Raw genomic sequence first — 26,355 nt, 5'->3', positions numbered from 1 at the left:
CACACCCTGTCGTGCCTCATGGCCAGCCAGGATCCGCGTCCAACTGCCGGCCACGGACGGTGTTCCTCGACGTGTGACCGAGCTGGGCGAGTCAGTATTCTCGCTGCGTGATAGACACGCGGCGGCTGCGTACGTTGCGCGCGGTGGCCGACCACGGCACGGTCACCGCCGCGGCGGCGGCGCTGCACCTCACCCCTTCGGCCGTGTCCCAGCAACTCGCCGCCCTGGAACACGAGGTGGGCCACCGCCTGCTCACGCGTGACGGGCGCGGCGTGCACCTGACCGCGGTGGGCAAGATCATGCTCGTTCACGCCAACGAGGTCCTCGCCCAGCTCGAACGCGCCGAGGCCGAGGTGGCCGCGTACACCACAGGCGAGGCCGGCGAGGCGACCGTGGCCTGCTTCGCCACCGCGATCAGCGCCGTGCTCTCACCCACGATCGCCGCCCTGCGCTCCACCGCCCCCGGCCTGCGCGTACGCATACGAGACGCCGAGGGCGACCAGAGCCTGGCCATGCTGCTCGACGGAGAGGTGGACCTGGCGATCGCGGTGGAATACCGGGACGCGCCCGACGCCTCCGACCGCCGGTTGTCGCGCATGCCGCTGTACGCGGAGCCGTTCGACCTGGTCCTCCCCCGCGACCATCTCCTGGCGGGGTCGGCCACGCTGGAGTCGCTCGCCTCCGAGACGTGGATCGGCCCCTATCCGGGCAATCCGGTGCACGACGTGATCGCGTTCGCCTGCCGGCAGGCGGGCTTCACGCCGGACCTCGCCCACTGCTCCGACGACTTCCGCGCCGTGGTCGCCCTGGTGGGCGCGGGCGCGGGGGTGGCTCTCGTGCCGCGGCTGGCGCTGCGCGACATGGCGCTGCCCGGAGTCGTCGTACGCCACACGCCTGGGCCTGAGCGCCGCGTCTTCGCCGCCGTACGCCGCGGAGCCGACTCCCATCCCCTCCTGCGCCCGCTCCTGTCGGGGCTCCGTACGATTTCCGGTTCGCTCGACAAGCGAGACAGGACTGGGTGAAACCCATGCACGTCTCCTCCACTCCCGAGCCCGGGGACGTGGTCGCCAAGCGCTACCAGCTGAAACGGCGACGAAGTACGCCCGGGCTCTGCACCTGCCATCCAACCGCTTGCGTTTACTTCGAATATTGCGGATACTGCGATTGGAGGTGTCACGATGGCAGACGTGCAGGCCAAGCGGGTTCAGCCCGGGATGATGGACGCCGAGATAGCCGGTCGTGCCGTGCGGCGGATCAAGGACTATCTCATGCGCTGTCCCGAGCAATCGACCATTCGCGTCGCCGGCGAGCATGGTGGTGAGGATCCATTGATCCTGCCTCGCGAGGCCGTGAGCCTGCTCGCCTTCGTCCTCGCCCAGGCGGCCGAAGGGCGCGGAGTGACGGTCATACCGTCCCATGCCGAACTGACGACGCAACAAGCAGCGGACATGCTGAACGTCTCGCGTCCTTATCTGATCAAGCTGCTGGAGTCGGGCGAGATCCCCTTCCGTTTGATCGGCAAGCATCGGCGTATCACTTATGAGGATCTCCAGGAGTACAAGCGCCGTGACGACGCCAAGCGCCGTATGGCTGCTGACCAGCTTGCTGCGCTGGGGCAAGAGCTAGGCATCTGACCATGGCCTACGTGGTCGTCTATGACGCGAACGTACTGTATGGCAATACGCTGCGTGATCTGCTCATCCGTCTCGCCATGGCGGGACGTCTGCAGGCCAGATGGACCAACAGGATCCTCGACGAGATGCAGCGTAACCTTGCGACCAACCGTCCGGACATTCCGGAGGAGAAGCTTGGCAAACTCCGGCTCCTGATGAACGCGGCGGTTAGGGACTGCCTGGTAGAGGGCTATGAGCCGCTGATCGAAGGGCTTAAACTCCCCGACCCCGACGATCGGCATGTGCTGGCTGCGGCGATCAAAACCCGTGCGCAACTCATCGTTACGTCGAACCTCAGGGACTTTCCCGCAGAGACCTTGGATCCATGGAACATGGAAGCAAAGTCGCCCGATGACTTCGTTCTGGACCAAATCGACCTCGACGGAAGAGTCGTCTGGACATGCGTGCAGCAGATCGCGGACTCACGAATCAACCCGCCGGAAACCATCGACGATGTGCTCGATGCGTTGGAGGCAGCAGGCCTCGTGGAGTCGGTTGCTGCCCTCCGAGCCGGTTAGCACCTCTGTGGCAGCGGCGCTCTGTGCGACGGCAGGCTGGAGACCGTGCTGCTCAGAATGGGCCGCGCCTGGCCGGCGAGCTGGGCCCGGCTCAGGGTCGGGCGCGTTCGAGCGCCTCGGTGAAGCGGGCGTACCGGTCCAGTTCGGCCCTCACCGGGTCCAGCACAAGGTCCTCGCCGACCTGGCCGATGGCGGCGCGCAGGGCCCGGGACGTACGCCGGGCTCTGCGCCTGCCACCCGCCCAGGCGGCCAGCCTCGCCAGCAGCGCGATCAGCACGCCCGCGAGCGCCCCTCCCACCAGCAGCACCGTCGGCCACGGCACCACGCCGGCGGTCGGGAGCGGCGGCTGCGGCAGGCGCAGGTAGTCCATCCCGAACAGCACGCCCAGCCACAGCGCGCCGGCCACCATGGCCGCGAACACCAGCCACTGCAGCGCGTTCACCGCCCGCCACCACCGAGGTCGCCTGGTCGCGCCGGCGGAGGTCCTGGCGACCGCCCGGTCCACCGCGTCCGCCAGGTCATGGGAGCGCGAGCGTGCCGCGTGCCGTACGGCCGCCGCCCACGGGCCGGGCAGCCCGGACGCGGCCGCCTCGCCGACGTCCCTGACCGCCGTCTCGACCTGAGCCCGCTGTACGGCCGACGCCGCAGGGACCGAGGTACGGCCCACGATGCCGCTCCCGGGCTCCCCGGCCGGCCCTTCGACCTCCCTACCCGCCCCGCCGGACACCGCGCCCTGGAGGGCCGTGCCGTCGACGCGCAGCCTCCGGAGCGGGTCCGGCCGGAACCTCCTGAGCCACCTCGTGACCGGCCACCCGGTGGCGACGATCGCCCGGTGCCGGTGCCCCTTGGCCACGGCCTCGACGACCAGCGGCACCCCGGCCGCCTGCGACAGCGCCCCGGTGAGCGCCCTGCCCAGCCCTCCCGTCAGCTGCGCCGCCCCCTCCGTGCCCCGCCCGGCCGCCAGGACGCCGTCCGGCTCGTCCGCCGCACCCGGCAACCCCTCCGAGGCCGGGCCGGCGGGGGTGAGGTGGGTGGCGGCGGTCGTGACGTCGGCGGCCAGGCGGGCGGACCACGACTTACGTTCGGAGACCCGGTCCCGGAGGAGCGAACGGAGCTGGGGCAGCCCCGTCCCGGTCCTGGCGGAGACGGCGAGCACCGGAACGCCCTGCATCCCGTCGTCGTCCAGCAGCCGGCGCATGTCGCGCAGGCAGCGGTCGACGGCCTGCGCGGGCAGCCGGTCCACCTGGTTGAGGACCACCACCGTCACGTCCCGGTGCGCGGCCAGCGGGCGCAGGTAGCGCTCGTGCAGCGCCGCGTCGGCGTACTTCTGCGGATCCACCACCCACACCAGCAGGTCGACCAGCTCCACCAGGCGATCCACCTCCAGGCGGTGGGAGAGCCGGATGGAGTCGTGGTCGGGCAGGTCCAGGAGGATGAGCCCGGACAGGTCGCCGGCGGCGGTGGCGGAGTGGCGCTGCGGGACGTCGAGCCAGTCCAGCAGCGGGCCCGCGCCCTCGCCGTCCCACAGAGCCGCCTGCGCGGTCGAGGTCGTCGGCCTGGTGACGCCCACGGCCGCCAGCTCCGCACCGGCCAGGGCGTTGTAGAGCGACGACTTGCCGCTGCCGGTCGCCCCCGCCAGCGCGGCCACGGTGTGGTCGACCGACAGGTTGCGGCGTGCCCCGGCCCGCTCGGCGACCGAACGCGCGCCGGACACCGCCTGCTCGGGCAGCCGCCCCTCGGCCAGTGACGCCGCCTCAAGAAGGGCGGCGAGCCTGGAGTCGAGAGACGGGCCCTCCTTACGGCGCAGCAGCTTCACGGCCTCTCCTCCGGGTCGGGCGGCATCGGACCTTGCACGGGCCCGACGACCGGAAGCTCGGCGGTGGGCGGTCCTGGCGGTTCGGCGGGTCCAGCGGGTTCGACGGCCGGATGGTCGGCGGTGGGCGGTTCGAGGGCGGGCGCGGGGAGTTCGGTGCGGTGGGCCTGGATGCGGGCCAGCGCCGCGCGCAGCGCCCCCGCCGCGTCCGCGGGCGGCTCGACCGCCTCCAGCTGGGCGGTGAACCGGGCGGCCTCCTCGGCCAGCAACGTGCGTACCCGCTCGCGCAGATCCTCCCGCGCCCGCACCGTGAGCGTCCGCACCGCCTGGTCGCCGAAGACGGCCTCCAGCAGCTTCTGCGTCAGCACGCTCGTCCCGCCGGCGATCCCCACCTCGATCCCGGTCAGCCCTCCGGTGGAGGCGAACACGGCCAGCATGAGCAGCAGCCCGGCCCCGTTCACCCCGAACGACGCCACGCGGGCGGCCGTGCGCTTCTCGGCGCCCTCCTCGCGTACGAGGTCGAGCACGAACTCCTGCCACCCCCGCACCGCGGCCTCGGCCCGCTTGGCCAGGTCGGGCGAGGCGCGGCCGAGCCGGGCGGACTCGACGGCGCCGAGCTGTTCGAGCAGCCCGGAGCCGCCGGGCGCGGCGGACCACCCCTCCAGGGCGCGCTCGGCAGCGCCGTCGGCCGCGCCCCTGATCAGCGCCCCGACGCCGCTCTCCAGGGCGTCTCTGAGCTTGACCTCCGGCACCCGTCCCGTGAAGAAGCCGACCACGCGGTCGCGCAGCCGGCCCACCCGGCTCTCCAGCGAGCGCATGAGGTCGCCGGTGCCGATGAAGTCCTGCCAGCGGGCCAGCACCTCGCCCCGCAGCAGCGACCCGTCGCGCATGCCCTCGTCGAAGTCGGCCATGCCGCCCGCGTAGGCCGCCGTGACGATCGAGCGCAGGCCGTCGAAGGCGGCGCGCTGGCGGTCGACGGCCCCGGCCAGCGACGGCACCCGGGTGGCGAGGCTGTCGAGCGCCCCCGACAGCGTCTGGCGTACGACGCGGGACCTTTCCGCGGCGTCGGAGGCCAGCCCTGTGAGCCAGGCGGCGATGGGCCGCACCATTTCACGGGGCAGGCGGGCCCTCTCGTCGGGGAGCGGCGCCTCGGGGACGGTGAACAGCCGGGTGTCCGCCAGGCCGTTCTCGGCGAGGAGGCGGGACAGGTCGCGCGAGACGGGGTCGAGGGCGTCGGGCGGCACGCGGTCGAGGACGACGGCCAGCGCGGTGCTGCGTTCGCGGGCGGAACGCAGGAAGCCCCACGGCACCTCGTCGGCGTAGCGGGCCGCGGTCGTGACGAACAACCACAGGTCGGCCGCGGCCAGGAGCTGGGCGGCGAGTTCCCTGTTGGCGGTCACCACGGAGTCGATGTCGGGCGCGTCGAGCAGCGCGAGCCCGGCGCCGAGCGCGTCGGAGGCCACCACGCGCAGCGTGCCGGGGCCGGCGCCGGTGCCGCGGGACAGGCCGGGGAGCACGTTCTGGCCCATGAACCAGTCACGGTCGGCGGGGCTGACCACGAGCGTGGGCACCAGCGTCGTGGGCCGCAGCACGCCCGGCTCGGCGACGTCGGCCCCGACCAGCGAGTTGACCAGCGTGGACTTGCCCGCGCCGGTGGATCCGCCGACGACGGCGAGCAGCGGCGCGTCGAGGGAGCGCAGCCGGGGCAGCAGGTAGTCGTCGAGCTGGCCGGTCAGCTCGCGCAGCGCACGCCTGTCGGCCGCGGTCTCCCCGATCGCCAGCGGGAACAACTCGCGGTCGAGGGGACGGCGCAGTGTCTCCAACGCGCCCAGCAGGTCCATGAACCCCACGCTACCCACTGTGAATCACATTCACCGGCCGCGGCACCGGCGGTGTCGCGCGCTCAGCCCGCGGGCGGCTCCCTCAGCACGTAGCCGACGCTGCGGAGCGTGTGGATGAGCCGCGGCTCGACGTCGTCGACCTTGCGCCTGAGATAGGAGACGTACGACTCGACCACGCCGGCGTCGCCGCCGAAGTCGTAGTTCCAGACGTGGTCGAGGATCTGCGCCTTCGACAACACGCGCCCGGCGTTGACCATGAAGTAGTGCAGCAGCTTGAACTCGGTCGGCGACAGCCGTACCTGCCTGCCGCTCCGCCACACCTCGCGCGCGTCCTCGTCGAGCTCCAGGTCGGCCACCTTGAGCCTGCTGGCGGGGCCGCCCTCCCCGCGGGTGCGTCGCAGCACCGCCCGGATCCTGGCCTGCACTTCTTCGAGGCTGAACGGCTTGGTCACGTAGTCGTCACCGACCCGCAGTCCGGCGATCTTGTCCTCGGTGGCGTCACGGGCCGTCAGGAACAACACGGGCGCGCCGATCCGCTTGGCCACCTCGAACCCGTCGAGGTCGGGCAGCATGACGTCGAGCACGACCAGGTCGGGCGAGGCCCGTTCCGCCACCTCCACGGCCTCCTGGCCGTCGGCGGCGGTCAGCACCTCGAAACCGGAGAAGCGCAGGCTGGCGGAGAGGAGGTCCCTGATGCTGGGTTCGTCGTCCACCACCATGATCAGCGCCTCGGGTTTCGTCACCTACTCAGCGTGACAAAATCACCTGAAGGTTTGCTGAAGGCTCACTCCAAGGCGAGTGGGAGTTCCACCCGGAAGGTGGAGCCCTCCTCGGGCGAGCTCTCGACCGTCACCGTGCCGCCGTGCGCCTCCACCAGCGCCTGCACGATCGCCAGGCCGAGCCCGCTGCCCCGGTCCTCCCCCGACCGGCGCGACCGGGCGGAGTCGGCCCGGTAGAAGCGTTCGAAGACCCGTTCCAGCTGGTCGGGGGTGAGCCCGGGGCCGCTGTCGGCGACCTCGATGAAGAGCGTGCCGTCGCCGGCCCCGGTACGCACGGTGATCGGCGAGCCCGGCTCGGTGTGGATGATGGCGTTGGTGACGAGGTTGCTGACGATCTGCCGCAGGCGCACCTCGTCGCCGGCGACGATCAGGGCGGCGCCGCCGATCACGTCGAGCTTCACCGTACGGTCGGGCGCGAGGATCCCGGCATCGTGTACGGCGTCCGCGGCCAGCGCCAGCATGTCGACCGGGCGCATCTTCAACGGCCGCTGCTGGTCCACCCTGGCCAGCAGCAGCAGGTCGTCCACGAGCAGGCTCATCCGCCCCGCGGCCTTCTCCACGCGCTGCATCAGCTCGGCGGGGTCGGCGCCGGGGTTCTGCCTGGCGTACTCGGCGAAGCCGCGGATGGAGGTCAGCGGAGTGCGCAGTTCGTGGGAGGCGTCGCCGACGAACTCGCGCATGCGCACCTCGGAGCGCCGGGCCGCCGCCTCGGAGTCCGACCTGGCGGCGAACGCGGTCTCGATCTGCGCCAGCATGCCGTTGAGCGACCTGGCCAGGCGGCCCACCTCGGTACGCGGGTCGCCGTCCGGCACCCGCCGACCCAGTTCGCCGGCCGCGATGGCCTCGGCCGTGCGCTCGATCTGGGCGAGGGGACGCATGCTGCGCCGTACGATCGTGATGCCCACGACGGCCAGGATGAGCAGGATGCCACCGCCACCGAGCAGCTCGATGAGCACGAGCCGCCGGGTGATGGCGTCGACCTCCTCCAGGTCCACCGCGACGACCAGCGTGCGCCGGCGGACCATGCTCTCCAGCACCCGCCACTCGCCGTTGCCCCTGATCGCGGGCGCGTTGTAGGGCTCGGCTCCCGGCGCGGACTGCAGGACCGGCTTCGGCTTCAGGTCGACGTCACGGTCGATCAGCATCGGCTCGAACGCGCCGCCCGGCTCCTTGACCAGTACGATCGCGTCGGACTCGATGGCGATCGGCCGGTCGGAGGTATCCCTGTCCCTCTTCCAGTCGCTCAGGACCTTCTTGTGCATGCGCAGGCTGAGCAGGTGGAGCTGGCTGTCGACCCGGTCGATGAGGTAGCCGTGCAGCACCGAGACGCTCACCAGTCCGATGAAGGTCATGCCGAACCCCAGCAGGGCCAGCATCGACGCGATCAGCTTGATGCGCAGCGGCAGGCCGCGCATCAGGGGCTCGGCGGCAGGCGGAGGACGTAGCCGACGCCGCGCAGCGTGTGGATGAGCCGCGGGCTGCGGTTGTCGATCTTGCGGCGCAACACGGACACGTACGACTCGACGATGCCCACCTCGCCCCTGAAGTCGTAGTCCCACACGTGGTCGAGGATCTGCGGCTTGGACAGGACCCGGCCGGCGTTCGTCATGAAGTATCGCAGGAGCTTGAACTCGGTCGGCGACAGCGCCACGGCGTTGCCCCCGCGCCACACCTCGTGGCTCTCCTCGTCCAGTTCGATGTCGGCGAACGTCAGCCTCGGCGGCGGCGACTGCGGCTCCCCGCTCGTACGGCGCAGCACCGCGTGGATCCTGGCGATCACCTCCTCCAGGCTGAACGGCTTGGTCACGTAGTCGTCCCCGCCGATCGTGAGCCCGCGGATCTTGTCCTCGGTCTCGTCGCGGGCGGTCAGGAACACGACCGGCGTGTGCAGCCCGCCGCCGCGCAGCCGCCTGACGATCTCGAATCCGTCGAGATCGGGCAGCATGACGTCGAGCACCATGAGGTCGGGGCGGTGCCGCTGCACGGCGGCCACGGCGTCGAGGCCGCTCTTGGCCGTGGTCACGTCGAAACCCGCGAACCTCAGGCTCGCGGCGAGGAGCTCGAGGATGTTCGGATCGTCCTCGACGATCAGCAGGCGTGCTTCCATCACCTACAAGGATGCACTCATCGGGCGGGTGCCGGGACAATTCCGGCAATGTGTCGGGCAATGGCCAGGCTGGACGTGGCGGCGGGCGAGGGCGCGTTACGCACGAGCACGACCCGGCCGTGCACGTCCACGACGAAGTCGTCGACCATGCGGCCGTCCCGCGCCACGGCCTGGGCGCGTACGCCGCCTTCGGTTCTTTCCAGGTCGGAGGCGGTGAGCGCGGGGACGTAGCGGCGGGTGGCGCGGAGGAACTCGCGTTTGACGAGGGAGCCGTGGAGTTCCTTCAGCCCGGTACGCCAATGGGCACGGGCCAGACGTAGTGTCCCCGGCCAACCAAGAATTTGCCGAAAATTGCAGTAATTTCGCCATCGCACGGCAGAACCGTAGCCCTCATAGGCCAGGGCGAGCACCGCGTTCGGCCCCGCCAGCACCCGGCCGTCGGTCTGCCGTGTCAGATGAACCCCCAGGAACGGATAGCGCGGATCGGGCACCGGGTAGATCAGCCCCCGGACGAGGTCCTTCGCCGCGCCCTGGAGCGCGTAGAAGTCACCCCTGAACGGGACGATCCTGACGTCTCCCGGCGAGCCCGCCATCTTGGCCACCGCGTCGGTGTTCAGCCCGCCGCACACCACCAGGCGGTCGAAGACGAGCTTGCGCCGGCCGGCCAGCACCTCCACGGCTCCCGGGCGTTCCCTGATCGCCCTGACCGGGTGCGCGAGGCGTACGGACCCGCCCAGCTCCGCGACGTCCTGCGCGAGCCGGCGCGCGACCGCCGGGAAGTCGCAGATCGCGGTGTGCGGCGAGTGGATCGCGCCGACGCCGACCGCGTGCGGCTCGATCTCGCGCAGCGCCAGCCCGTCCAGCTCGGAGATGCCCGGCACCCCGTTGGCCCTGGCCCGCTCGGCCAGCGCGCCCAGCCGCGGCCGCTCGGCCGCGGTACTCGCCACGACCAGCTTCCCGACCTCGGCGTACGGCAGCGCGTGCGCGGCACAGTAGTCCTTGAGCAGCGCCACGCCCTCGCGGCACAGTTTCGCCTTCAGCGAGCCCGGCGGGTAGTAGATGCCCGCGTGGACGACGCCGCTGTTGTGCCCGGTCTGGTGGGCGCCGACGCGGCCCTCCTTGTCCAGCACGGTCACCTCGGCGCCCCTGGTCCTGGCCAGCTCCCGCGCCACCGCCAGGCCCACGATGCCCGCGCCCACGATCCCGATCTTCTCCGTCACACGACAATTTTCCGACTTACCACCCTCCCCCGCCATATCCGGACGAATCGAACATGAGTACGATGTCGCCATGTACGTTCCGCCGGAGTGGCCACCCGAGGTCCGGCCGCCGAGCGTGCCCGACTGGGAGACCTCCGCGGTGGCCTGGCTGCTCGACGCGGTGCCTCCCGACTACCGCGCCCACGAGGTGCTCAGGCGGCACCCGATCGCGCTCGCCAGCATCGCCAGGCACCACGTCGCCTCGGCCGTCGAGGCCGCCCGCGCGGGCTACCGGGCGGCGGCCGTCGACCTCAAAGGACACCTGCCGCCGCACACCATCGAGGCGGTGCTCGACGTCTACCGCGAGGAGGGCCCCCGGCTGGTCCGCCTGTCGCACTCCGTCGAGGTGGTGGAGCGGGCGCTGCGCGGCGACCTGTTCACCGCCACGATGCGTGGACGCGGCCGATGACCGGCGCTCAGCGGGTGCGGCGGGCGAGAAACGTGATCACGCCCACGGCGGTGGCGGCCGCGGCCAGCCAGATGAGCACGTCTTTGATCGTCAACCCGGACGCGCCGGCGTCGGCGGCCACCTCGTCAGGGCTCTCTTCCGGGGTCTCTTCCGGGGTCGGGGTCGGAGTGGGGGTGGCCCGCTCGGGCAGCGGGACACGGTAGACCGGGCTGCGCGGCCCTTCCGAGCCGACCAGCAGCGCCGTGCCGTCGGCGGTGTAGGTGATCGACTCGGCCTGTTCGAGCTCCGGCATCGTCACCCTGGCGATCGTCTCGCCCGAGGGCCGGTAGAGGGTCGCGGAGAAGTAGGTGCGGATGACGTACGACGAGCCGTCGGGGGCGTAGGCGGCGTCCGTGGCCATGAGGGGGGCGCCGGCGACCTTGCGCAGGATGTTCGTCCGGCCGGTGCGGAGCTTCTTCGGCGCCGCGTAGACCGAGCCGGCGAACTCCTTGGACACCACGTAGAGCCGGCCGGTCCTGGGGTTGATCATGAGCCCTTCGGCGTTGCGGGCTCCGTCGGCGTAGCGGAAGCGGTAGCGGGTGGCGGGCAGGATGGCGCTGCGCAGCGTCTGCGGCTCCATCACGCGATAGACGGAAATGTCGGGCCAGGCGCCGTCCAGGTTGTCGCCGATGTCGGCGAACCACAGCACCCCCCTGCCCGTCTCCGGGTCCTTGGTCGCCGCCATCGCCTCCCAGTCTCGCGCCTGGGCGCCCTGCACCTGGAAGGTCGCTTTCGTACGGCCCTTCCCGTCGACGGCGTAGAAGGTGGGGGCGGCGGCGCTGTCGTTGTGCGTGTAGTAGACGCCGTCGTGCCTCGGCGACACGGCCAGGCCGCTGGACTCCGTGATCGCGGCATCGCGGAAGGTGAAGAGCTTCTCCGTGCCGTCGTCCGCCGCGTAGGCGGGAACGGCGGACAGACAGCAGATCGCCGTGACGACCGCGAGCACCCTGATCACGACATCCCCCACGCCGCCATCATGCCCCACCCACCGGCCACCCGGTCCTTACGACAGGCCCCACGCCCGAGTGCAGGCAGCGCCAACAACCTCGCCGTCCACCGCTAAGGACATCGTCCCGGCCGCGACCTAGTCTGTCGGCAACCAAGGCAATCCCGTGCGTTTGGGACATCTCCGGCGCACGCACTCTCAAGAAAGGACTGGATCACGTGAAGACAGCGAAGACTCGCCTGACCTCGATCCTCGTGGCGGCGGTCATGTCCGCCGGAGCGATGGCATTTATGGCCGCGACCCCGGCTGCGGCGGACACCTGGCTCAAGAGCCCCAGCGCCGCCGCGGACATTTGGCCCGATTGCTGGCCGCGTATCTGCGCGGTTTAACCGCCATCTCGGCAAGGGGCCATCGTTGACGTCACCTCAGGCTCGTTGGCGAACGGGCGGATGAGGCTCAACCGGTCAGCCTTGCGCTGTGGCGGTGGAAGCCGGTGCCCTGGAGCACCACCAGCAGCACGTTGGCCACCGCCATGGCCGCCCACAGCCCGGTGATGCCCCAGATCCTGGCCACGGGCACGGCGGCCAGGACCAGCAGCCCGTACCCGATGGCGAAGTAGCCCAGGCTGGCCCCCGAACGCTTGAGCGCGGTGAGCCCCGTGCCCTGCACGGCCTGGGCCGCGTCGGCCATCGACGCCAGCACCATGAGCGGGAGCAGCGCGAGCACACGTTCACGCACCCCGGGATCGTCGCTGAACAGCATGACCAGCGACGGGCCGAACCCCAGCAGCAGACCCGCGCCGGCGAGCGAGGCCGCGAGGGCGAGCAGGGCCGCCGTCCTGTTGGCCCGCCGCGCCCCTGCCGGGTCGGCGGCGCGGGCGATCTCCGGCACCGAGACCTGGCCGATGGAGAGCGAGGCCATCATCAAGAGCGCGGTGAGCGTGGTCAGCACGGCGTGGGCGGCGGTGTCACGCGCGCCCGTGCCCCCCGCCGCGAGGGTGACCACCCCGAGCACCCCGAACTTGATCAGTACGGTGCCCGCCAGCGGGACGCTGACCCTCGCCAGCCTGACGATCTCACCGAACCTCGGCCTGGCCTGCCCGATGGGACCGCCGAGCGCGCGGCGCAGCAGGAGGCTCGCCACGACCGCGGCCGCGCCGCCCCCGGCCACCCACGCGATGCCCACCCCGGTCAGCCCGAGCGACGGCACCAGCGCCACGGTGAGGACGCTCAGCAGCAGCCCGAAGGTCAGGGTCGGCCAGAGCACGCTGCGGTTGCGCCCGAGCGCCACCAGGATGGTGCTCGCGCCGCCGGTGGAGGCGAAGATCAGAAGGTAGACCGCGACGAAGTACGGCAGCAGGCCCAGCTCGCGCACCACCTCGCCGGGCACCCCCGTGGCGCGCGCGAGCAGCGGCACGCAGACCACCGCGAGCGCACCCACCGCACCGGCGGCCATGCTGAGCCAGCGCGCGTCCCGCACGATCGGCACGGCCGCCGCGGGCTCGTCCCTGTGCTGGGCGACGAACGGTCCCAGCCCGCGCAGCGCGCCCTGCACGGTGGCGGAGGCCGGGTTGAGCACGGCGGTCATGACCGCGAAGGCGGCGAGGGCGACGGTGTCGTGCTTGCCGAGCACCGAGGTGACCACCAGCGAGCCGATCATGCCCGTGACCATGGCCAGGAAGAGCGGAACGGCCGCCCGGAGCAGGGCGATCACAGGGAGAGACGGCGCGGCAGGAAGTGCCCCATTTCTCTGTAGATCACGACTGGATCCTATGGCCTGGAGCACACTCCAGGTACTTAGGGTTGAAAACATGGATTACGTCAATCTCGGACGCAGCGGACTCCAGGTGAGCCCGCTCTGCCTCGGCACCATGAACTTCGGCCCGCTGACCACGGAGGAAGACTCCTTCGCGATCATGGACCGGGCTCATGAGCTGGGGATCAATTTCTTCGACACCGCCAACGTGTACGGCTGGAAACTCGGCGAGGGCATCACCGAGAACATCATCGGCCGGTGGTTCGCTCAGGGCGGCGGGCGCCGGGAGAAGACGGTCATCGCGACCAAGCTGTACGGCGGGATGAGCGACTGGCCCAACGACCAGAAATTGTCGGCGCTCAACATCCGCAAGGCCTGCGACGCCTCGCTGAAGCGGCTGCAGACCGACTACATCGACATCTACCAGGCCCACCACATCGACAGGAACACCCCGTTCGACGAGTTCTGGGAGGCCATGGAAGTCCTGCGCCAGCAGGGCAAGATCGTGTACGTGGGCTCCTCCAACTTCGCCGGCTGGCACATCGCCAAGGCCCAGGAGAGCGCCGCCAGGCGCACCTTCACCGGGCTGGTCAGCGAGCAGTCGCACTACAACCTGCTCACCCGCGCGGTCGAGCTGGAGGTGCTGCCCGCCTGCGAGGACTACGGCCTCGGCGTGATCCCGTGGAGCCCGCTGGCCGGCGGCCTGCTCGGCGGCGTGCTCCGCAAGATCGACAAGGGCCGGTCGGCCTCCGACAACACGGTCAAGCAGCTCGAGAAGCACCGCGACAAGATCGAGCAGTACGAGAAGTTCTGTGACGAGCTGAACGAGGACCCGGCGTACGTCGCCCTCGCCTGGCTGCTCAGGCAGCGGGCGGTCACCGCGCCGATCATCGGCCCGCGCACGCTGGAGCAGCTCGACGGCAGCATGCGCACCCTGGAGATCGAGCTGGACGAGGCCGCGCTGGCCCGGCTTGACGAGATCTTCCCCGGCCACCGCACCGCGCCGGAGGACTACGCCTGGTAGCGCTCAGGTCAGCAGGGCGCCGATCACGACGATCAGCAGCAGCAGGCCGAGCACGAGGGGCAACAACCAGGAACGAGGACGATCCACGCCCTGGAGCCTAGCCCCGCTCGGAGGGTGCGAGCGCCCATTCGGCGAGTGACTCGTACCTCACCTGCGGTCCGGTGTGGCTGCGGACGAGACGGACGTGCTCCGCCCGCCACGGCGAGCCGCTGAATCCCGACAGCGACTCGATCAGCGGGCGGAGGTCCGTCTCCGCCTTGGCCCTGGCCAGCGTGAGGTGGGGGTGGAACCGTTTGCCGTCCGTCTGCGCGGCCCCCGCCCGGCGGGCGCCGGCCTTGACGGAGTCGGCGAGCCGGGTCATGGAGTCGCCCGTGACGCCCACCCACAGGACCCTGGCCCGCCGGGCGGACGAGAACGCGCCGAAACCGGCGAAGGCCAGGTCGAGCACGCTGTAGCGGCGCACGGCACGGGCCAGGCGCAGCTCCAGCTCGGGCAGCGCCCGCTCGGGCACCTCACCGAAGAAGGCCAGCGTGATGTGCCAGGTGGCCCGGTCGGGCCAGCGCAGGCCCGGCACCTGCCCGACGTGCGGCGCTATCGCGCGGGACACCTCGTCCAGCGCCTCGTCGGGCGGCACCAGGGCCGCGAAGAGCCTCATGCCATCCGATTGTGCCCCGTGGCGGGGACGGGTCGCTCAGGCCGTGGCGAGCGCCGGTCTGCGTACCCGCGAGCTGATCAGCCGCGTCACGAGGACCGCCAGCCCCGTGCCCGCCAGGACGAGCACGCCCGACAACATGACGCCCACCCGCGGCCCGCCCAGCTCGGACAGCCAGCCGATGAGCGGCGCCCCGAGCGGCGCCCCGCCGGTGAAGACCAGCATGTAGATGCCCATGACCCGCCCTCGCATGTCGGGGGAGGTGGCGAGCTGGACGCTGGCGTTCGCGGCCGTGTTGATGGTGATCAGCGCGATGCCGGTGGGGACCAGCAGCAACAGGTAGACGGGGTAGAACGGGGCCAGCGCCGTCGCGATCTGGAACAGGCCGAAGCCGATCGCCCCGGCGAAGAGTACCTTGCGCGACAACCGCGCCCTGCGCGCCGCCAGCAGCGCCCCGCCGAGCGCGCCCACCGCGAACATGCTGGAGGCCAGGCCGAACGAGGACGCGCCGGCCTCGAACACCTCGCGGGCCATGAGCGCGATCGACATCGAGAACGACTGCGAGAACATCGACACGAACCCGATGAGCAGCACCGGCATGAGCAGTTCTTCGTGCCGCACCACGTAGCGCAGCCCCTCGCGGAGCTGGCCCTTGGCCCTGGGCACGCGCTCGGTGACGTTCAGCTCCGAGCTGCGCATGAAGACCAGGCTGGAGATCACGGCGCCGAACGTCAGCGCGTTGATCAGGAAGATCGGGCCCGTCCCGCCCAGCACGTAGATCAGCAGACCGGCGAGCGCCGGGCCGACCACGCGGGCCAGGTTGAAGATGGAGCTGTTCAGGGCGATCGCGTTGGACAGGTCGTCACGGCCGACCATCTCGACCACGAACGCCTGCCGCGTCGGCACCTCAACGCAGGAGATCATGCCGAGCAGGAACGCCATCGCGTACACGTGCCACACGTGGGCCGTGCCGGTCATCGTCAGCACGCCTATGGTCAGCGCGAGCGAGGCCATCAGCATCTGGGCGCCGACGAGGATGGGCCGCTTGGGGTAGCGGTCGGCCAGCACGCCGCCGAACATGCCGAACAGCAGCATGGGCAGGAACTGCAGCGCGGTGGCCGTGCCGAGCGCCGCCGCGCTGCCGTTGGTCAGGTCGAGCACCAGCCAGTCCTGGGCGGTGCGCTGCAGCCAGGTGCCGACGTTGGAGACGGCGCCCCCGGCCGCGAACATGCGATAGTTGCGAACCCTGAGCGACCGGAACATTCCGGTCCTGGGTTCTTCAGGCTCCTCTAGATCCGGCTGAGCTTCTCCAGGATGGGCGCCGCCTGCCGGAGAATCGCCCTCTCCTCGGGGGACAGCTCTTTCAGCCGCTGCGTCAGCCACGCCTCCTTGCGGCGCCGCTCCTCCTTCAGCAGCTTCTCGGCGGCCTCGGTCACGGTCACAGTCACCTGGCGCCGGTCGGTCGGGTGCGGATGGCGCGCGACCAGGCCGCGTTCCTCGAGCTTGGCGATCACGCGCGTCATCGAGGGCGGCTGCACCTTCTCGAGCTCGGCCAATTCGCCGGGGGTTATCCCGAAATGCTGTTCCGTCTGGCTGTCGAGGCCGCTTCGCCTCTCGTTGGCTCGTTCCTCGCTCACTCCTGGCGAGCTCCTGCGCTCGCTCTGATGGTCGCGCCCGCTTCGCCTCTCGTTGGCTCGTCCCTCGCTCACTCCTGGCGAGCTCCTGCGCTCGATGGCGGCGAGCGTCGCGAACTGGGTGGGCGTCAGCGAGTGCGCCGCTGCCTGTCGTCGTAGGCGCCTGGTCAGCCTTGCCAGAGAAACGCGCAAGGCCGAAGCCAGGCCTGCGTCGCTGCGCAGGTCCGTCTTGTGCTGGGGTTTGGTTAGCATGAGTCATTACCTTTGCTAACTATAGGCGAAGACAGGATATTTCCCTAACCTGTTTTTGCCCTCCTGGATACCAGGAAGCCGCCCCGCACGCGCGAGACGGCTTCCACCTGCTCAGACGCCGAAGAGCGCGCGGATCGGTCCGATCGCGAAGTAGAGCACGAAGAGGATCGTGACCGCCCACAACAGCGGATGGATCTCCCTCGCCTTGCCCCGCACCGCCTTGATCAGCACGTAGCTGACGAAGCCGGCGCCGATGCCGTTCGAGACCGAGTAGGTGAAGGGCATGACCACGACGGTGAGGAACGCCGGGATCGCGATCTCGTAGTCGTTCCAGTCGATGTCGCGGATCGAGGTCATCATCAGGAAGCCGACGACGACCAGCGCGGGGGCCGCGGCCTCGTACGGCACGACCGTGACGAGCGGCGCGAAGAAGATCGCCACCAGGAACAGCAGGCCGGTGACCACGCTCGCCAGCCCCGTGCGCGCGCCCTCGCCGACGCCGGCGGCCGACTCGATGTAGGTGGTGTTGGAGGAGACGGAGCCCGCACCGCCGGCCGCCGCGCCGATCGAGTCGACGAGCAGGATCTGCTTCGTACGCGGGAGCGTCCCGTCCTCCTGGATCAGGTTCGCCTGGCGGCCGACGCCCACCATCGTGCCCATGGTGTCGAAGAAGTCGGTGATGAGCAGGGTGAAGACGAACAGCACGGCCAGCAGCACCGAGATCCGGCTGAACGCCCCGAAGGGGTCGAACTCCGTGAACAACACCAGCGGGTTGTGGAAGCCGAGGATCTGCTCGGGCATCGTGGGCACGTTCAGCTGCCAGCCGCCGGGGTTCTCGGCCGAGAACGCGCCCGACTTGGTGAGCAACTCCACGATGATCGCCAGCACGGTCGTGCCCACGATGCCGAGGAGGATGGCGCCCTTGACCTTCCGCGCCACCATCGCCGCCGTGGCCAGCAGCCCGACCACGAACACGAAGATCGGCCACGAGGTGAGGTTGCCCCCGATGCCCATCTCCAGCGGCGGCCCCGCCGGCACCCGCCGTACGAATCCCGCGTCCACGAAGCCGATCAGCGCGATGAACAGGCCGATGCCGACGCTGATGGCGGTCTTGAGCTGGGCGGGAATGGCATGGAACACCGCCACCCTGAGCCCGGTCAGCACCAGGATGGCGATGATGACGCCTTCGAGGAAGACCAGGCCCATGGCCTCCTCCCACGTCATCACGCTGGCCAGGTTGAACGTGACGAAGGCGTTCAGGCCGAGCCCGGCCGCCATCGCGAAGGGCACCCGGCCGATGACTCCCATGAGGATCGTCAGCACTCCCGCCACGAAGGCGGTCCCGGCCGCGACCAGCGCCACGTTCGGCGTCGTGCCATCACCGATGACCTGCTTGTCCACGTCCGTGCCCGTGGCAATGATGATCGGGTTCAGCACCACGATGTAGGCCATGGTGAAGAACGTGGCCAGGCCACCCCGTACCTCGCGGGAGACGGTGGAACCGCGTGCGGAGATTGCGAAGAAATGATCTATTTTGCTACGTGTGTCGCTCACGACGCGAACAGTGGCAGGCGGGGTGAGCTGCGGAAAGAGCCAGTAATGATTTCGAGACCCGATTGCAAGCTAGGGTGGACACGTGAAGCAGCAGTGGCACCCCGACCCTGAGCCGATCAAGACCAACGACACCGCCGCCGTGGCCGTCGGCACCGCCGTGTGGGCCGTCGCCCTGATCGTCCTGCTGATCTCCAATCCCGCCCCGGAGAACACATGGTGGATCTGGACCTGCGTGACCGGGATCGCCTTCGGCCTGTTCGGCATCTGGTTCGTCCGCAGGCCCGGCCGGGAGTGACCGACGTAGTCCGTTCTGGCTGACATTCGTCATCTCCCACCGCTCCTCGAAGTCACCCCCAAGTGGTGTTTCCACCCACTACGTCAGCACATCTCCGGTGAACCATGCTTATAGGCATGAAGAAGCCCATAGCGACATTCCTCCTGGGCGCGACGGTTCTCACGGCCTGCGGCACCACCGGCGAGCCCGCCCCGGCCGCCAAGGACAAGGACACGGGAAGCGTGGCCTGGGCCCAGTGCACGGATCTGCTGGGCCCTGACGGCAAGCCGGTCCCCCCGCCCGCCGGCACCGAGTGCGGCACGATCGAGGCCCCTCTCGACCACGCCGACCCCGGCGGCGAGAAGATCGACCTCGCCCTGATCCGGATGAAGGCCACCGGCGACCGGCTCGGCTCGCTCGTGTTCAACTTCGGCGGCCCCGGCGCATCAGGACTGGACACGCTGGCGGTGGCCGGCCGGGCCTTCGCCGGCCTGAACCAGCGCTACGACCTGGTCAGCTTCGACCCGCGCGGCGTCGAGCGCAGCGCCGGTGTCAAGTGCGGGGGGCAGGTCGACAAGCTTCTGTCCGCCGAGGCGGAGGCCAACGCGGACCGGATGGCCAAGGAGTTCGCGCAGGCCTGTCAGAAGGACTCCGGCAAGATCCTGCCGCACGTCGGCACCGTGAACGCCGCCAAGGACCTCGATCTCATCAGAGCAGCGGTCGGCGACGAGCAGCTCAACTATTTCGGCTTCTCCTACGGCACCCACCTCGGCGCCGTCTACGCCACCCACTTCCCCAAGAACGTCGGCCGTTTCGTCCTCGACGGCGCCTTCGACCCGACGGTGACCTTCGATGAGCGCGCCGTCATCCAGGCCACCGGCTTCGACCAGGCCTTCGACGCCTTCGCCAAGGACTGCGTGGCACAGAGCTGCGAGCTCGGCACCGACCCCGCGACCGTCGAGAAGAGCGTCGAAAGCCTGCTCGACGAGCTCAAGGCCGAACCGCTCAAGGTCGGTGACCGCGAGCTGACCTACAGCATGGCCCAGCTCGCCGTCATCACCCCGCTGTACGCCAAGGCGAGCTGGCCGATGCTGGAACAGGCCGCCGCCGCGGCGATCAAGGGGAACGGCACAGCGCTGCTCGCCCTGGCCGACTCCTACACCGGCCGCAGGGCCGACGGGACGTACTCGACGATGATGACGAGCCTCCAGGCCATCAACTGCGCCGACAACGCGGACCGGCCCACGGCCGACGAGACGGCCAAGACCAACGCCAAGATCAAGAAGATCTTCCCCATCCTGTCGGTCGAGGGCTCGGGCGAGGCATGCGCCCACTGGCCGGTGCCCGGGAACGACGACGCCAAGCGCGTCGACGCGACAGGCTCCGCGCCCATCGTCGTGGTCGGCACCAGGGGCGACCCGGCCACCCCCTACCGGTGGGCCCCCGCGCTCACCGAGCAGCTCAAGACCGGGGTCCTGGTCACCTACGAGGGCGAGGGCCACGGCGCCTACCTGACCGGCAACGGGTGCGTCATGAAGACGGTGGACGCGTACCTGCTGGAGGGCAAGGTGCCCGGCGAGGGCGCCACCTGCGCCGCCTGACCGCCTCCGCGATCGCCGCACCCCCACGCGCCACCGGACGCGCGGGGGTGCCCGGCCGGGGTCAGGAGAGGTCGGCCTCGGCGAGCAGGAGAGGAACCGCCTGGGGATCACGCAGCAGGGCGGCCACCGCAAGCCGGTCGTTCCACTGCCCCGTGGCCCACGCCAGCCCTCTGGCCAGCCCGTCGACCCCCGTGCAGTGCACCGCCCCCTCGAAGAACCGCCACGAGCACTCGACCCCGTCGACGAGCAGTTTCTCGTGCTGGACGTACGTCTCCGGCGCCGTGGGCAGCAGGGAACGCACCTCGCGAGGCACCTGCAGGACCTCACCCTGGGAGGTGACCTCGCCGGAGGTGAGCTCTCCCGCCAGCGGCAGGTCGAGCAGCTCCGACAGCGCCTCGGCCAGGTCGTAGGGGGCCAGCACCAGCGGCCGGTCGGTGACGAGCTGCAGCAGGTCGGGGGCTTCGACCACCACGACGTCGTCGGCCGGGGCCACCACGATGGAGCCCTTCAGCACCGTGCGCACACGGGAGGGCGGCGCGACCCTGGAGGGGTCGACGGCGGCCAGGGCGACCCACAGGGCGCGCAGTTGCGCCCGGTCGACCTCGATCGACTCGTCGGCCATGAGGTCGAGCAGCTCTTCGGGACCGCCGTGGGAGTCGAGCAGCGCGGGCAGCGTGGTGCGTACGCCGAGCATGGACAGCGCGCCCTCGTCGAGGCCCGCGGGAGCGTCGGCGTAGAGGCCCTGCAACAGGGGGTCGGCGCCGGGGAGCCGCAGCTCCAGCGGCTTGCGCCCGCCGAGCACGGGATGGCGGGCCAGCCACCACGCGGTGTAGGAGGGCACCTCCACGCCCTCGACACGCAGCGGGTGGAGGGCGGCGCGCAGCGGCGGCCTGGTCAGCAGCTCGACCGCGGCCGGCCAGTCGGCCACGAGCTCCAGGTCGCGCACCGCCACGAACTCGGGCACCAGCGGCGGCACGTCGAGCTCGGGCAGCAGGTCGAGCACGTGGTCGAGCCAGTCGTCCTCGCCGTCGAGGTCGTGGTCGCACTCGTCCTGGTCGAGCAGCACGTCGGACTCGTGCACGAGCGCGAACCCGTCGAGCACCCCGGCGGCCGCGAGCACGCGCGAGCCGTAGGTCTCCGCCAGCTCGGAGGCTGCCACGCCGAGGTGGGTGCCGGGCTCGACCAGCCCGGCCAGCGCCCCGTCGGCCAGCATGAGCTCGCCCGCCGGATAGAGCTCGCCGTCGGTGCCACGCAGGGCCAGCTCGGCCAGCCACGGCGCCTCGCCGGGCGCCAGCCCGGACGCCTCCACCAGGGACAGCACGGCCCGCGCTACCGGCTCGGGGTCGGGGCTGTCGAGCGACTGCGCGACGGCGGCCCTGGTCAGCGGGTCGTCGAGAATCGTGCGGGGCGTGGCCTCGGCGGCGCCGAGCCGCAGGAGCGCGGGATGGGCGGCCTCCGGGTGCACGATGCGCAGCCCGAGCGGCGTCAGGTCGAGGTCGGCGCCGCCGTCGGTCAGGATGAGCGTGCCGCGCGGCCCTCGCACGAGCCGGCCGTCGGTGAGCGGCACCGGCAGCGCGCCCAGCGACTCGGGATCGTCGACGGGCAGCACGTCGTAGAGCGAGCGCCACCACGCCGGCTCGCGCGCCTCCACGGCCTCACCCGACAGCAGGTCGACGACGTCGGCCAGCTCGACCCTGCGCACGCCCAGCGACGTCATCGCCGGATGCCTGGCCGGCCATCCGGCGGGCAGCAGCCCGGGGACGAAGCCGGCGACCGTCTCGAGCAGCTCGGCGGAGGCGCCCGCCACGACGGCGGCCTCGCGGCCCGCGACCACCCATCCGTCGTCGCCCGGCTCGGCCGCCGGGTGCTCGACCCGCCACTCGGCGTCGGGCTCGTAGACCTCGGCCTCGGCGAACGAAGGTGTCTGGACGGCCGGCGCGGGCGCCGACAGCGCGGGCAGCAGCGGCGTCTCGGGCAGCCGGGCCAGCACGGCCCTGCGGATGCGGGCGTCGAGCTCGCCCTTGCCCATGAGGGACGGGACCAGGTCGAGCAACTCGGACGTGCGCGGCAGCTCCTGGAGCAGCCGGACGTAGGCGTCGGCCACCCGCTCGACCAGGAAGTCGGTGAGCGGGCCCTTGGCGACGTGGCGGCGGTCGGTGGCCATCGGGAACGACGCGATCAGCAGCGCGGGCAGGTCGAGCGGCTCGTCGCTGGGTGTGGGCGCGTGCACGACGGCCGGCACCGTGCCGGGCGGCGAGTCCGGCTCGCCGGTGCCGGTCACCGGGACCGCCCAGCGCAGTGACCAGTAGGGGCGGGCACGTTCCTCGGTGGGCCTGTCGGCGAAGAGCCTGCTCACCTCGTCGGGCGTGAACTCGCCCGACTCCGACACGACGTGCCAGCCGTCGGCGACAACCGTGCGGACCGACCCGTCGACGTCGATCTCGATGGACTCCAGCGCGGGCATGCCGAGCAGCAGCGCGGGGCTGGTCTCGGTGAGCATCCGCCGGACCGCGTCGACGGCGGCCTGGTCGCGGAGCGGAAGGCGGACGAGCGTCTCGAAACCGTCGGGTACGTCGAGCGGCGGCGCGTCGTACGGCAGCCGCAGCAGCGGGACGTGCCCCGAGCGGTCGGCCAGCTCGGAGGCGAGGTCGGGGATCTCCGCCACCGCGGCGGAGGTGTCGGCGCGCGACCAGCGCACGGAGCCGTGCCCGCGCGAGCCGATGGCCGGCTCGTCGCAGACCGAGACCACCGCCGCGAACCCGACGCCGAAGCGCCCCGCCGCGCCGGCGTCGTCGCGCTTGCCGGAGACGCGCAGCGTCGACAGGCCCTCGACGCCCGTGGCGTCAAGGGGCGCGCCGGTGTTGGCGGCCGTCAGCACGCTGCCCTGAAGGGTCAGCCGCAGCACCCCTGGCACGCCCGCCTGCAACGCCGCGTCGGCGGCGTTCTGCGCCAGCTCGACGATCAGCCGGTCGCGGTAGCCGCCGAGCGCGAAGTCCTCCTCCGCGTTGGCGTCTTCGCGGAACCGGGCAGGCGAGGCCGTCCAGGCGGAGAGCACGGCCGCTCGCATCCGGTCGGTGCCGTAGGTGTCGCTCATCTATCACGATCCTGGTGTGAGGGTAGGGGGCCACCGTAGGGTAGCGGCCTTCACCGACAGGTGAGGCGCATCCGCGCCCCACCTACCCTCACGGCGCCGCGCATGCGCCCTGAGGAGCAGCCGACCCCCTCAGCCGCGCAGGCGGGTCAGGAGTGGCCGAGCCACTCATGTCGCGCGGGCGGGTCAGGAGCGGCCGAGCCACTCATGTCGCGCGGGCGGGTCACGAGTGGCCGAGCTCCTCGGAGGCGGACGCGTCGACCGAGCCCGTCTCCTCCTCCATCAGGTCGTAGCCCAGATCGTCGAGGATGGGGATGGCCTGCTCCACGGGGGCCGGCAGCACGGCGGCCTCCGAGTGGGCGCCGCAACCGTGGTCGGCGGCCACCACCTTGCCGTCGTCCGGCGCGTATTCGTTGGCGCAGACGCCGAACGACAGCCGGAGCTCACCCGCGAGCAACCAGTAGAAGCCGCAGGTGGAGCACTGCGCGGGAGCGGCGTGTGCGATCGGAGTGTGCGGCCCGTGCTCGCCCGCGTGCCAGCGTCTGGCAGCCCGGTCTCTGCCGATGGCCGAGAGCACACGGGCTCGGCCCAGGCCGTATTCGAAAACCATCTGGCGGTCGGTGTCTTCGTCGGTCTCGGTGAAACCCGGCACCAGCCTGTCGTCGTCTTCCGCGGTCGGCAGCAGATCACCCACGCCGAGGTCGCCCGGCCGCAGCCGCTCGCTCCACGGCAGCCACTCGGGCGCCAGCAGCGCCCCCGAGCCGGGCAGCAGGACTGCCTCGCTGACCGTGACCTTCTTCGCGCGGGAGGCACGCGTGACGGTGACGGCCCAGCGCCAGCCGCGATAGGCGCGGTCGAGGCAGGCGAAATAGTGGGTGACGATCCGGTCGCCCTCGCCTTCGTAGCCGAGGTGCTCGCCTGGCTCGCCCGGACGCGCCAGCTCCTCGGCCGCGGCACGCGCCAGATCGACCGCGGCGACACAGGCCTGGTCGGGAGCGGAGACGCGGGCCCTGGTGCGGCTCATCGGACCGCCTCCGCCGAAAGGTGCTGTTCGCTCACACTTCATTCTCACCCATGGCGGGACCTAAGAGTCCCACAACGGGGGATCCCGCTCCGAGATCGCGGGCGAATCGGGTAAGACTGGTAGGCGTGCAGGGAGGCTGGGAGCGGGCGCGCGAGGTCTCGCGGCGGATGGCGCACGGCGTCGCCGACGCGGGTCGTGCCACTCTGCGCGCGAGCAGGGCCACGGTCAGCGGCACGGCGCGGGCGGGCAAGGTCACCGCGAAGGGCGCGCAGAAGGTCGGCCGGGCCACGCGCCGCCTCACCCACGCCGACGGCGCCGACCGCACCGGTCTCGGCCGCCTGATCGAGTTGTCGGCGGGCAACAGCGCGAGCGACGCGCTGGTCACGGTGGCGCTGGCGAGCACGGTGTTCTTCGGGGTGCCCGTGGGTGAGGCGCGCGGCTCCGTCGCTCTCTACCTCGTCATCACGATGTTGCCGTTCGCGCTGCTGGCGCCGTTCGTTGGGCCGATCCTCGACAGGTTCAGGTCGGGGCGGCGCTACGTGATAGCGGGCACGCTGTTCGGGCGGGGCCTGCTGTGCTTCGCGATGGCCGCCGCGGTGGGGCCCGGCGACCTGCCGACGTTGTTCATCGGGGCGCTGGGCGTGCTGGTGTTGTCGAAGGCGCACAACGTGTCCAGGGCGGCGATCATGCCGAGCGTGCTGCCCGCCGACATCACGCTGGTGTCGGCGAACGCGAGGGTGGCGCTGTTCACGCTGGTCGCCGCGGGTGTGGCGGTGCCGGTCGGGGCCGGGCTGACCGCGTGGCTTGGGAGCGCGGCGGTGCTGCGCATCGCGATGGTGGGCTTCCTGCTGCTCGGGGTCGCCGCCGTACGCCTGCCGCGGCACATCGACTCGCCCGACCTGGAGGAGGAGGGCGCCGCGCCACGCTGGCGCACGCTGCTCAAGGTGGGCCCCACGGTCGCCGAGGCCGTCTGGGCCAACGTGGCCGTCCGGGTCTTCTCCGGGTTCCTGCTGTTCTTCCTGCTGTTCCTGGTGCAGGACCGCGCGGTGCCGTGGCTGGCGGCGACGCCGTCGCAGGCGGCGGCCGACCCGTTCTTCGACATCCCCAGGACGATCGCGCTGCTCGCGGCCGCGGCCGGGCTGGGCGGCCTGGCGGGCGCCGCCGTCGCCAACTGGACCCGCAACCACGCGCCGCAGCTCATCGTGCTGGCCACGCTGGCCGTGACCAGCGTGACCACCGTCCTGACCGCGATCTTCTTCGGCCTGTGGGCCGCGCTGGCGATCTCGCTGATCACGGCCTTCGCGCAGGAGCTGGGCAAGCTGGCGCTCGACGCGATCGTGCAGCGGGAGATCGGCGAGGAGGTGCGCTCGTCGACGTTCGGCGTGGTCGAGGCCGTGCTCCAGCTCGCCTGGGTGTTCGGCGGCCTGGCCGGGCTGGTGCTCTCGCTGTCGGAGAGCAGCACGGCCGGGCTGGTCACGCTGGCGGTCGCGCTGACCGCCGCGCTCGCGTGGCTGCTGGTCTCCAGGATCAGGCACACGCGTGCCGCCGACGCCAAGCTGCACCGGCGGCGCGCCGAGGCCGCCGCCGACCAGCCTCAGCAGCGCCAGGACACCCTCGACCCGACCAAGCCGCTGACCAATCCCAACGGCTGAACGCGTTACGCGTCGAGGTCGTCGGCGACCGCCCGCAGCACCTGCGCGATCTTCTTGGTGTGCGCCGCGTCGGGGTGCTTGCCCCGCTGGTAGGACGTCGACACGCCGTCGAGCAGCTTGATCAGGTCTTCGACGATGACCACCATCTCGTCCGGCTTCTTCCGCTTGCCCTTGGGCTTGGCCTTCGCCAGCGTCGGCGGCTGCTCGAGGATCCGGACCGAGAGCGCCTGCTGGCCCCGGCGGCCCTCGGCCACGCCGAACTCGACCTTCTGGCCTGGTTTGAGCGGGCCTGCGCCGGTGGGCAGCGCGGATGAATGCACGAAGACCTCACCGCCGTCGTCGCGGGTGAGGAAGCCGAATCCCTTGTCGGCGTCGTACCACTTGACCTTGCCACTCGGCACAGGAGGACCTCGTTCAAACAGTCGAAAACGAAGGATGGATGGATGTAGGTTATGCCC

Annotated in this window: 23 protein-coding genes; 8 read left to right on the top strand and 15 right to left on the bottom strand. The window is 71.1% G+C overall.

What is annotated here, in order from left to right; translation table 11 throughout:
* The first annotated feature begins 107 nt into the window (after positions 1-107).
* From ABGA98_RS43540 to ABGA98_RS43530, 3 genes are all read left to right on the top strand, one after another.
* Complete coding sequence (locus ABGA98_RS43540) at positions 108-1,022, top strand: LysR family transcriptional regulator (protein ID WP_347624347.1); 915 nt, start codon at positions 108-110, stop codon at positions 1,020-1,022.
* A 156-nt stretch (positions 1,023-1,178) separates the two neighbouring features.
* Positions 1,179-1,634: a helix-turn-helix domain-containing protein gene (locus ABGA98_RS43535; protein ID WP_347624346.1), complete on the top strand. Its 456-nt coding sequence runs from the start codon at positions 1,179-1,181 to the stop codon at positions 1,632-1,634.
* A 2-nt stretch (positions 1,635-1,636) separates the two neighbouring features.
* Positions 1,637-2,191 (top strand): PIN domain-containing protein, encoded by a 555-nt coding sequence (locus tag ABGA98_RS43530; protein WP_347624345.1) that lies wholly within the window; start codon positions 1,637-1,639, stop codon positions 2,189-2,191.
* 91 nt (positions 2,192-2,282) lie between these two features.
* Here ABGA98_RS43530 and ABGA98_RS43525 read toward each other — a convergent pair whose 3' ends face one another.
* The 6 genes from ABGA98_RS43525 to lhgO all read right to left on the bottom strand — a co-directional run bounded on the left by ABGA98_RS43525 (position 2,283) and on the right by lhgO (position 9,987).
* Entirely contained in the window at positions 2,283-4,007 is a 1,725-nt protein-coding gene (locus ABGA98_RS43525) for a YfjP family GTPase (protein ID WP_347624344.1), read from the bottom strand.
* Entirely contained in the window at positions 4,004-5,845 is a 1,842-nt protein-coding gene (locus ABGA98_RS43520) for an ABC transporter (protein WP_347624363.1), read from the bottom strand. The genes ABGA98_RS43525 and ABGA98_RS43520 overlap by 4 nt, the downstream gene beginning before the upstream one ends.
* 62 nt (positions 5,846-5,907) lie before the next feature.
* A complete protein-coding gene (locus tag ABGA98_RS43515; protein ID WP_347624362.1) occupies positions 5,908-6,564 on the bottom strand; it encodes a response regulator transcription factor in 657 nt (218 codons plus the stop codon).
* Positions 6,565-6,629: 65 nt separating this feature from the next.
* Entirely contained in the window at positions 6,630-8,039 is a 1,410-nt protein-coding gene (locus ABGA98_RS43510) for a HAMP domain-containing sensor histidine kinase (RefSeq protein WP_347624343.1), read from the bottom strand.
* Entirely contained in the window at positions 8,039-8,731 is a 693-nt protein-coding gene (locus ABGA98_RS43505) for a response regulator transcription factor (protein ID WP_246090993.1), read from the bottom strand. Before ABGA98_RS43505 ends, ABGA98_RS43510 begins: the two co-directional genes overlap by 1 nt.
* Before the next feature lie 17 nt (positions 8,732-8,748).
* The gene (gene lhgO, locus ABGA98_RS43500; RefSeq protein WP_347624342.1) at positions 8,749-9,987 is read right to left on the bottom strand and encodes an L-2-hydroxyglutarate oxidase; all 1,239 of its coding nucleotides are present in this window, start codon (positions 9,985-9,987) and stop codon (positions 8,749-8,751) included.
* 34 nt (positions 9,988-10,021) lie between these two features.
* On the opposite strand from lhgO, the gene ABGA98_RS43495 reads away from it, so the two are divergent.
* Positions 10,022-10,399 (top strand): hypothetical protein, encoded by a 378-nt coding sequence (locus tag ABGA98_RS43495; RefSeq protein ID WP_347624341.1) that lies wholly within the window; start codon positions 10,022-10,024, stop codon positions 10,397-10,399.
* 7 nt (positions 10,400-10,406) lie between these two features.
* Here ABGA98_RS43495 and ABGA98_RS43490 read toward each other — a convergent pair whose 3' ends face one another.
* Together ABGA98_RS43490 and ABGA98_RS43485 are read right to left on the bottom strand one after the other, a co-directional pair.
* On the bottom strand, positions 10,407-11,405 hold the full coding sequence (locus ABGA98_RS43490; RefSeq protein ID WP_347624340.1) for a hypothetical protein: 999 nt from the start codon (positions 11,403-11,405) through the stop codon (positions 10,407-10,409).
* 435 nt (positions 11,406-11,840) lie between these two features.
* A complete protein-coding gene (locus ABGA98_RS43485; RefSeq protein ID WP_347624339.1) occupies positions 11,841-13,097 on the bottom strand; it encodes an MATE family efflux transporter in 1,257 nt (418 codons plus the stop codon).
* Between the two features lie 97 nt (positions 13,098-13,194).
* On the opposite strand from ABGA98_RS43485, the gene ABGA98_RS43480 reads away from it, so the two are divergent.
* Complete coding sequence (locus tag ABGA98_RS43480; protein ID WP_347624338.1) at positions 13,195-14,163, top strand: aldo/keto reductase; 969 nt, start codon at positions 13,195-13,197, stop codon at positions 14,161-14,163.
* A 97-nt stretch (positions 14,164-14,260) separates the two neighbouring features.
* Here ABGA98_RS43480 and thpR read toward each other — a convergent pair whose 3' ends face one another.
* The 4 genes from thpR to ABGA98_RS43460 form a co-directional block, all read right to left on the bottom strand.
* The gene (gene thpR, locus ABGA98_RS43475) at positions 14,261-14,818 is read right to left on the bottom strand and encodes an RNA 2',3'-cyclic phosphodiesterase (RefSeq protein WP_347624337.1); all 558 of its coding nucleotides are present in this window, start codon (positions 14,816-14,818) and stop codon (positions 14,261-14,263) included.
* 36 nt (positions 14,819-14,854) lie between these two features.
* On the bottom strand, positions 14,855-16,078 hold the full coding sequence (locus tag ABGA98_RS43470; protein ID WP_347624336.1) for an MFS transporter: 1,224 nt from the start codon (positions 16,076-16,078) through the stop codon (positions 14,855-14,857).
* 26 nt (positions 16,079-16,104) lie between these two features.
* The gene (locus tag ABGA98_RS43465; protein ID WP_347624335.1) at positions 16,105-16,452 is read right to left on the bottom strand and encodes a MarR family transcriptional regulator; all 348 of its coding nucleotides are present in this window, start codon (positions 16,450-16,452) and stop codon (positions 16,105-16,107) included.
* Between the two features lie 360 nt (positions 16,453-16,812).
* Positions 16,813-18,255, bottom strand: coding sequence for an NCS2 family permease (locus tag ABGA98_RS43460; protein ID WP_347624334.1), 1,443 nt, complete (start codon positions 18,253-18,255; stop codon positions 16,813-16,815).
* 82 nt (positions 18,256-18,337) lie between these two features.
* Here ABGA98_RS43460 and ABGA98_RS43455 point away from each other — a divergent pair, with 82 nt between their 5' ends.
* Positions 18,338-18,550, top strand: a complete 213-nt coding sequence (locus tag ABGA98_RS43455) for a DUF2530 domain-containing protein (RefSeq protein ID WP_347624333.1) — start codon at positions 18,338-18,340, stop codon at positions 18,548-18,550.
* 116 nt (positions 18,551-18,666) lie between these two features.
* Complete coding sequence (locus tag ABGA98_RS43450; RefSeq protein WP_347624332.1) at positions 18,667-20,130, top strand: alpha/beta hydrolase; 1,464 nt, start codon at positions 18,667-18,669, stop codon at positions 20,128-20,130.
* 61 nt (positions 20,131-20,191) lie between these two features.
* On the opposite strand, the gene ABGA98_RS43445 is transcribed toward ABGA98_RS43450, so the two are convergent.
* Entirely contained in the window at positions 20,192-23,224 is a 3,033-nt protein-coding gene (locus tag ABGA98_RS43445) for a hypothetical protein (protein ID WP_347624331.1), read from the bottom strand.
* Positions 23,225-23,444: 220 nt separating this feature from the next.
* Complete coding sequence (locus ABGA98_RS43440) at positions 23,445-24,245, bottom strand: DUF3027 domain-containing protein (RefSeq protein WP_347624330.1); 801 nt, start codon at positions 24,243-24,245, stop codon at positions 23,445-23,447.
* 125 nt (positions 24,246-24,370) lie between these two features.
* On the opposite strand from ABGA98_RS43440, the gene ABGA98_RS43435 reads away from it, so the two are divergent.
* Positions 24,371-25,897 carry an MFS transporter gene (locus ABGA98_RS43435; protein WP_347624329.1) on the top strand — a complete coding sequence of 509 codons (1,527 nt, stop codon included), beginning with the start codon at positions 24,371-24,373 and terminating at the stop codon, positions 25,895-25,897.
* A 5-nt stretch (positions 25,898-25,902) separates the two neighbouring features.
* Here the strand turns inward: ABGA98_RS43435 and ABGA98_RS43430 are convergent, their stop codons facing one another.
* Entirely contained in the window at positions 25,903-26,298 is a 396-nt protein-coding gene (locus tag ABGA98_RS43430) for a cold-shock protein (protein WP_347624328.1), read from the bottom strand.
* Positions 26,299-26,355: the final 57 nt, after the last annotated feature.

It is taken from the genome of Nonomuraea sp. B1E8 (assembly GCF_039871515.1).
In the GTDB taxonomy this organism is placed as follows: Bacteria; Actinomycetota; Actinomycetes; order Streptosporangiales; family Streptosporangiaceae; genus Nonomuraea.
Note: the sequence above shows the minus strand (reverse complement) of the source record. Positions and strands in the feature narration are given on the sequence as shown.